The following is an 8,535-nucleotide window of genomic DNA, read 5'->3' as shown; positions in this document are numbered from 1 at the left end:
CAGCAAATTGCTTGGGTGTTATATGGTCAAGCCTCACGGGCAATTAGTATTGGTTAGCTCAACGCCTCACAGCGCTTACACACCCAACCTATCAACGTCGTAGTCTTCGACGGCCCTTCAGGGGACTCAAGGTCCCAGTGAGATCTCATCTTGAGGCTAGTTTCCCGCTTAGATGCTTTCAGCGGTTATCTATTCCGAACATAGCTACCCGGCAATGCCACTGGCGTGACAACCGGAACACCAGAGGTTCGTCCACTCCGGTCCTCTCGTACTAGGAGCAGCCCCTCTCAAATCTCAAACGTCCACGGCAGATAGGGACCGAACTGTCTCACGACGTTCTAAACCCAGCTCGCGTACCACTTTAAATGGCGAACAGCCATACCCTTGGGACCGGCTTCAGCCCCAGGATGTGATGAGCCGACATCGAGGTGCCAAACACCGCCGTCGATATGAACTCTTGGGCGGTATCAGCCTGTTATCCCCGGAGTACCTTTTATCCGTTGAGCGATGGCCCTTCCATACAGAACCACCGGATCACTAAGACCTACTTTCGTACCTGCTCGACGTGTCTGTCTCGCAGTCAAGCGCGCTTTTGCCTTTATACTCTACGACCGATTTCCGACCGGTCTGAGCGCACCTTCGTACTCCTCCGTTACTCTTTAGGAGGAGACCGCCCCAGTCAAACTACCCACCATACACTGTCCTCGATCCGGATAACGGACCTGAGTTAGAACCTCAAAGTTGCCAGGGTGGTATTTCAAGGTTGGCTCCACGCGAACTGGCGTCCACGCTTCAAAGCCTCCCACCTATCCTACACAAGCAAATTCAAAGTCCAGTGCAAAGCTATAGTAAAGGTTCACGGGGTCTTTCCGTCTAGCCGCGGATACACTGCATCTTCACAGCGATTTCAATTTCACTGAGTCTCGGGTGGAGACAGCGCCGCCATCGTTACGCCATTCGTGCAGGTCGGAACTTACCCGACAAGGAATTTCGCTACCTTAGGACCGTTATAGTTACGGCCGCCGTTTACCGGGGCTTCGATCAAGAGCTTCGCGTTAGCTAACCCCATCAATTAACCTTCCGGCACCGGGCAGGCGTCACACCCTATACGTCCACTTTCGTGTTTGCAGAGTGCTGTGTTTTTAATAAACAGTCGCAGCGGCCTGGTATCTTCGACCGGCATGGGCTTACGCAGTAAATGCTTCACCCTCACCGGCGCACCTTCTCCCGAAGTTACGGTGCCATTTTGCCTAGTTCCTTCACCCGAGTTCTCTCAAGCGCCTTGGTATTCTCTACCCAACCACCTGTGTCGGTTTGGGGTACGGTTCCTGGTTACCTGAAGCTTAGAAGCTTTTCTTGGAAGCATGGCATCAACCACTTCGTGTTCTAAAAGAACACTCGTCATCAGCTCTCGGCCTTRGAATCCCGGATTTACCTAAGATTCCAGCCTACCACCTTAAACTTGGACAACCAACGCCAAGCTGGCCTAGCCTTCTCCGTCCCTCCATCGCAATAACCAGAAGTACAGGAATATTAACCTGTTTTCCATCGACTACGCTTTTCAGCCTCGCCTTAGGGACCGACTAACCCTGCGTCGATTAACGTTGCGCAGGAAACCTTGGTCTTTCGGCGTGGGTGTTTTTCACACCCATTGTCGTTACTCATGTCAGCATTCGCACTTCTGATACCTCCAGCAAGCTTCTCAACTCACCTTCACAGGCTTACAGAACGCTCCTCTACCGCATCACCTAAGTGATACCCGTAGCTTCGGTGTATGGTTTGAGCCCCGTTACATCTTCCGCGCAGGCCGACTCGACTAGTGAGCTATTACGCTTTCTTTAAAGGGTGGCTGCTTCTAAGCCAACCTCCTAGCTGTCTAAGCCTTCCCACATCGTTTCCCACTTAACCATAACTTTGGGACCTTAGCTGACGGTCTGGGTTGTTTCCCTTTTCACGACGGACGTTAGCACCCGCCGTGTGTCTCCCATGCTCGGCACTTGTAGGTATTCGGAGTTTGCATCGGTTTGGTAAGTCGGGATGACCCCCTAGCCGAAACAGTGCTCTACCCCCTACAGTGATACATGAGGCGCTACCTAAATAGCTTTCGAGGAGAACCAGCTATCTCCGAGCTTGATTAGCCTTTCACTCCGATCCACAGGTCATCCGCTAACTTTTCAACGGTAGTCGGTTCGGTCCTCCAGTTAGTGTTACCCAACCTTCAACCTGCCCATGGATAGATCGCCCGGTTTCGGGTCTATTCCCAGCGACTAGACGCCCTATTAAGACTCGCTTTCGCTACGCCTCCCCTATTCGGTTAAGCTCGCCACTGAAAATAAGTCGCTGACCCATTATACAAAAGGTACGCAGTCACCTAACAAAGTAGGCTCCCACTGCTTGTACGCATACGGTTTCAGGATCTATTTCACTCCCCTCTCCGGGGTTCTTTTCGCCTTTCCCTCACGGTACTAGTTCACTATCGGTCAGTCAGTAGTATTTAGCCTTGGAGGATGGTCCCCCCATATTCAGACAAAGTTTCTCGTGCTCCGTCCTACTCGATTTCATGACTAAGAGATTTTCGCGTACAGGGCTATCACCCACTATGGCCGYACTTTCCAGARCGTTCCGCTAATCTCAAAGCCACTTAAGGGCTAGTCCCCGTTCGCTCGCCACTACTAAGGGAATCTCGGTTGATTTCTTTTCCTCAGGGTACTTAGATGTTTCAGTTCCCCTGGTTCGCCTCTTAAGCCTATGTATTCAGCTTAAGATAACCATCTTATGATGGCTGGGTTCCCCCATTCAGACATCTCCGGATCAAAGTCTGTTTGCCGACTCCCCGAAGCTTTTCGCAGGCTACCACGTCTTTCATCGCCTCTGACTGCCAAGGCATCCACCGTATGCGCTTCTTCACTTGACCATATAACCCCAAGCAATCTGGTTATACTGYGAAGACGACATTCGCCGAAAATTCGAATTTCTCAATTAAGAGAACTCACAAATTTTACCTTAGCCTGATCCGTYACCAGTGAAAGTAACGTTCAGTCTATCTTTCTATCACATACCCAAATTTTTAAAGAACGATCTAATCAAAAGACTAGAAATCAATATTCTCATCGGAATACTCATTTCTAAGCTTTCAGAAGCAGTTATATGGTGGAGCCAAACGGGATCGAACCGTTGACCTCCTGCGTGCAAGGCAGGCGCTCTCCCAGCTGAGCTATGGCCCCATAACAAAATTGGTGGGTCTGGGCAGATTCGAACTGCCGACCTCACCCTTATCAGGGGTGCGCTCTAACCAACTGAGCTACAGACCCAATTTCGAGCGCGCAACTGTTAGCTTGGAGCTATCAGCTTGGAGCTTAAAGCTGCTTCTATCGTCTTCTTCAATGAATCAAGCAATTCGTGTGGGAACTTATGGAGCAGCTGATGTCGTCGATTAAGGAGGTGATCCAGCCGCAGGTTCCCCTACGGCTACCTTGTTACGACTTCACCCCAGTCATGAATCACACCGTGGTAACCGTCCTCCCGAAGGTTAGACTAGCTACTTCTGGTGCAACCCACTCCCATGGTGTGACGGGCGGTGTGTACAAGGCCCGGGAACGTATTCACCGCGACATTCTGATTCGCGATTACTAGCGATTCCGACTTCACGCAGTCGAGTTGCAGACTGCGATCCGGACTACGATCGGTTTTATGGGATTAGCTCCACCTCGCGGCTTGGCAACCCTCTGTACCGACCATTGTAGCACGTGTGTAGCCCAGGCCGTAAGGGCCATGATGACTTGACGTCATCCCCACCTTCCTCCGGTTTGTCACCGGCAGTCTCCTTAGAGTGCCCACCATAACGTGCTGGTAACTAAGGACAAGGGTTGCGCTCGTTACGGGACTTAACCCAACATCTCACGACACGAGCTGACGACAGCCATGCAGCACCTGTCTCAATGTTCCCGAAGGCACCAATCTATCTCTAGAAAGTTCATTGGATGTCAAGGCCTGGTAAGGTTCTTCGCGTTGCTTCGAATTAAACCACATGCTCCACCGCTTGTGCGGGCCCCCGTCAATTCATTTGAGTTTTAACCTTGCGGCCGTACTCCCCAGGCGGTCAACTTAATGCGTTAGCTGCGCCACTAAGAGCTCAAGGCTCCCAACGGCTAGTTGACATCGTTTACGGCGTGGACTACCAGGGTATCTAATCCTGTTTGCTCCCCACGCTTTCGCACCTCAGTGTCAGTATCAGTCCAGGTGGTCGCCTTCGCCACTGGTGTTCCTTCCTATATCTACGCATTTCACCGCTACACAGGAAATTCCACCACCCTCTACCATACTCTAGCTTGTCAGTTTTGAATGCAGTTCCCAGGTTGAGCCCGGGGATTTCACATCCAACTTAACAAACCACCTACGCGCGCTTTACGCCCAGTAATTCCGATTAACGCTTGCACCCTCTGTATTACCGCGGCTGCTGGCACAGAGTTAGCCGGTGCTTATTCTGTCGGTAACGTCAAGACCGCAACGTATTAGGTTACTGCCCTTCCTCCCAACTTAAAGTGCTTTACAATCCGAAGACCTTCTTCACACACGCGGCATGGCTGGATCAGGCTTTCGCCCATTGTCCAATATTCCCCACTGCTGCCTCCCGTAGGAGTCTGGACCGTGTCTCAGTTCCAGTGTGACTGATCATCCTCTCAGACCAGTTACGGATCGTCGCCTTGGTGAGCCATTACCTCACCAACTAGCTAATCCGACCTAGGCTCATCTGATAGCGCAAGGCCCGAAGGTCCCCTGCTTTCTCCCGTAGGACGTATGCGGTATTAGCGTCCGTTTCCGAGCGTTATCCCCCACTACCAGGCAGATTCCTAGGCATTACTCACCCGTCCGCCGCTCTCAAGAGAAGCAAGCTTCTCTCTACCGCTCGACTTGCATGTGTTAGGCCTGCCGCCAGCGTTCAATCTGAGCCATGATCAAACTCTTCAGTTCAAACATCTTTGGGTTTTTAAGAAACCCTAAACTTGGCTCAGCAATCGTTGGTTACATCTTTGATTTCTCGCGGAGTAACTTGTGATGCTGATAATCTTGYTGACTATCAGTCTGACTCCACAAGCACCCACACGAATTGCTTGATTCAGTTGTTAAAGAGCGGTTGGTTAAGATCTTTCGTCTCAACCGAGCGGCGCATTCTACAGCAGCCTCTGTTGCTGTCAAGCGGTTATTTTCAGAAGTTTTCAAAGTTTCGCTTGGAAATCTTTAACAACTTCAACCACTTGCGCTTTCGATCTCTCGTYAGCGGGAGGCGAATTCTACAGCGTTACACGCTGCTGTCAACACCTCTTTTTCAACTCCTTTCGGGCTTCGATGAACTGAAGCCGCTTGCTGCCGAAAACTGCGTAACTCTTTGTTTATCAAGGAGTTTTCCGTTTCGACTGCGCCGGAAGTGGGGCGAATTATAGACATCCAGAATCTGCCGTCAAGCACTGATTGCGGCTTTACTCGGATTTCAGCGTAATTCGCGCAAATGACTTCTTACCGGCCTGGCAAACGTGCGTCGCGCCCAGTACATATATAAAGGTGCGATCGACCACTTCACCATCTATACGCACACCACCTGAATTCAACAGGTCGCGCGCCACTGCCGAGTTTTTCACCAGCCCCGCCTTGTTAAGGACGGCCGCAATCGGCATATCTTCGGCAGCAGTCAACTCGATCTCAGGCAAATCATCCGGCAGTTCGCCTTCTTTCATACGATTGCCCGCTCCGCGGTGCGCATTGGCCGCAGCTTCCTCACCATGGAAACGCGCAACAATCTCTTCTGCCAGTTTGATCTTGATGTCACGCGGGTTCGCACCAGCCTCGACATCCGCACGGAATGCATTGATCTCATCCATGGAGCGGAAGCTGAGCAGTTCAAAGTAGCGCCACATCAGCACATCCGGAATAGATACCAGCTTGCTGTACATGACACCCGGCGCCTCCTGAATACCGACGTAGTTGCCCAAGGACTTGGACATCTTCTTCACGCCATCCAGACCTTCGAGCAACGGCATCGTCAGAATGCACTGCGGCTCCTGACCGTACCCGCGCTGCAGCTCGCGCCCCATCAACAGGTTGAATTTCTGATCGGTGCCGCCCAGCTCGACATCCGCGCGCAACGCTACCGAGTCGTAACCCTGCACCAGCGGATAGAGGAACTCGTGAATAGCGATTGGCTGATTGGTCGTGTAGCGCTTGTCGAAGTCGTCGCGCTCGAGCATGCGAGCAACCGTGTACTGCGATGTCAGGCGAATGAAGTCCGCCGGCCCCATCTGATCCATCCAGGTGGAGTTGAACGCAACTTCGGTTTTGGCCGGATCAAGAATCTTGAAGACTTGAGTCTTGTAGGTCTCGGCATTCTCGAGAACCTGCTCACGGGTAAGCGGCGGACGTGTCGCGCTCTTACCGCTCGGATCACCAATCATCCCGGTGAAGTCACCGATAAGGAAGATCACCTGATGCCCCAGCTCCTGGAACTGGCGCAGCTTGTTAATAAGCACGGTGTGACCCAGGTGCAAATCCGGCGCGGTCGGATCGAAGCCAGCCTTAATCCGTAGCGGCTGGCCACGTTTGAGCTTCTCGATCAGCTCGGACTCGACCAACAGTTCTTCCGCACCACGTTTAATCAGCGCTAGCTGCTCTTCAACCGACTTCATAACAGACCCGCAAGGCTCGAATTCAAAGGGGACCAACCATACAAGATCACGCGTCAAATACAAAGTTTGGCCGGCGCAATGACGCCAATCCGCCGGCAGAGTGTCCGCGGACTTGCTTCAGAGATGATTTGGTTATATTTTATACAGTTATTTCATCTTCATCATGTCATTCATCTTTTCCAATTCATCTTTTTCAAAGTCAAAAAATCACTTATGACCAAAGAATCGTCTAAAGCGCCGCCGCTTTACCCGAAGACCCACCTGCTCGCAGCAAGTGGCATCGCCGCCCTGCTGAGCCTGGCGCTTCTGGTATTCCCTTCCAGCGATGTTGAAGCCAAAAGAACCACCCTGAGTCTTGAACTGGAAAGCCCCGCTGAACAACTGTCACAAGACCAAGACGCTGCTGACGCCGCTCAAGCCACAAATGAGCCTGTAACCCCCCCTTTCGCGCAGATCGAAAACAGCACCGAAGAACCGCAGGAAACCGCTCAAGCCGCGCCTGTAGTTGAAGAAAAGAAGGCTCCAAACCACAGGGAAGTGATCGTCTCCAAAGGCGATACGCTGTCCACTCTGTTTGAAAAAGTTGGCCTCCCGGCCACGTCGGTRCATGAAATCCTGGCCAGCGACAAGCAAGCCAAGCAGTTCAGCCAGCTTAAACGGGGCCAGAAGCTCGAATTCGAACTAAACCCCGAAGGCCAACTGACCAACCTGCACAGCAAGCTCAACGACCTCGAAAGCATAACCCTGACCAAGAATGACAAGGGTTATGTGTTCAACCGCGTCACCGCCAAGCCTACCGTGCGCTCAGCCTATGTTCATGGCGTGATCAACAGTTCGCTGTCGCAATCCGCTGCTCGTGCCGGGCTCTCCCACAGCCAGACCATGGACATGGCCAGCGTGTTTGGCTACGACGTCGACTTCGCCCAGGATATTCGCCAGGGTGACGAGTTCGATGTGATTTACGAGCAGAAAGTCGTCAACGGCAAGGCTGTCGGCAACGGTCCGATACTCTCCGCGCGATTCACCAACCGCGGCAAGACCTATACCGCTGTGCGTTATACCAACAAACAGGGCAACGCCAGTTACTACACCGCTGATGGCAACAGCATGCGCAAAGCGTTCATCCGCACCCCGGTAGACTTTGCCCGCATCAGTTCGAAATTCTCCATGGGGCGCAAACACCCGATCCTTAACAAGATTCGCGCTCACAAAGGCGTCGACTATGCAGCACCGCGCGGCACTCCGATCAAGGCCGCGGGTGACGGCAAAGTACTCTTGGCGGGGCGTCGTGGTGGCTATGGCAATACCGTAATCATCCAGCATGGCGCCACCTACACCACCTTGTATGGTCACATGCAAGGCTTTGCCAAAGGCGTAAAGACTGGCGGCACTGTTAAACAGGGCCAGGTGATTGGCTACATCGGCACCACCGGGCTCTCCACTGGCCCACACTTGCATTACGAATTCCAGGTCAATGGCGTGCACGTCGATCCACTAGGCCAGAAAGTGGCGATGGCTGATCCAATTTCCAAAGCCGAGCGCGCACGCTTCCTCGCGCAGAGCCAACCGCTGATGGCACGCATGGATCAAGAGAAATCCACCATGCTGGCTTCGAGCAAGCGCTAAGCCATGACGCTCTATATAGGTGTGATGTCCGGAACCAGTCTCGATGGCCTGGACATCGCGCTGGTCGAACTCTCCCCGGCGATCAAGCTGATCGCCACGCACTACATCCCCATGCCTGAATCCCTGCGCACCGAGTTGCTTGACTTGTGCGCCAGCGGGCCAGACGAGATTGCCCGCTCCGCCATCGCCCAACAAAACTGGGTAAAACTGGCGGCCCAAGGCATTCATACCC

Annotated in this window: 3 protein-coding genes, 2 tRNA genes and 2 rRNA genes; 2 read left to right on the top strand and 5 right to left on the bottom strand. The window is 52.7% G+C overall.

Features of this window, described 5'->3' with window-relative positions; all coding sequences use genetic code 11:
- Positions 1-22 precede the first annotated feature (22 nt).
- The 5 genes from AC1DSG_RS23410 to tyrS form a co-directional block, all read right to left on the bottom strand.
- Positions 23-2,914 (bottom strand): 23S ribosomal RNA (locus AC1DSG_RS23410).
- 234 nt (positions 2,915-3,148) lie between these two features.
- Positions 3,149-3,224 (bottom strand) — tRNA-Ala (locus AC1DSG_RS23405).
- Positions 3,225-3,234: 10 nt separating this feature from the next.
- Positions 3,235-3,311: transfer RNA gene (locus AC1DSG_RS23400), tRNA-Ile, on the bottom strand.
- A 123-nt stretch (positions 3,312-3,434) separates the two neighbouring features.
- A 16S ribosomal RNA gene (locus tag AC1DSG_RS23395) occupies positions 3,435-4,971 on the bottom strand.
- The 16S and 23S rRNA genes sit together here with 2 tRNA genes alongside, the layout of an rRNA operon.
- A gap of 506 nt (positions 4,972-5,477) precedes the next feature.
- Positions 5,478-6,677 carry a tyrosine--tRNA ligase gene (gene tyrS / locus AC1DSG_RS23390; protein WP_477793012.1) on the bottom strand — a complete coding sequence of 400 codons (1,200 nt, stop codon included), beginning with the start codon at positions 6,675-6,677 and terminating at the stop codon, positions 5,478-5,480.
- A gap of 213 nt (positions 6,678-6,890) precedes the next feature.
- Here tyrS and AC1DSG_RS23385 point away from each other — a divergent pair, with 213 nt between their 5' ends.
- A complete protein-coding gene (locus tag AC1DSG_RS23385) occupies positions 6,891-8,303 on the top strand; it encodes a peptidoglycan DD-metalloendopeptidase family protein (protein WP_477793011.1) in 1,413 nt (470 codons plus the stop codon).
- 3 nt (positions 8,304-8,306) lie between these two features.
- Positions 8,307-8,535 (top strand): anhydro-N-acetylmuramic acid kinase (locus AC1DSG_RS23380; RefSeq protein ID WP_477793010.1); only part of this gene is annotated, 229 nt, incomplete at its 3' end.

This window comes from Pseudomonas sp. P5_A12, from assembly GCF_056400685.1.
The sequence above is the reverse complement of the archived record's forward strand: the minus strand, read 5'-3'. Positions and strand labels throughout refer to the sequence as shown.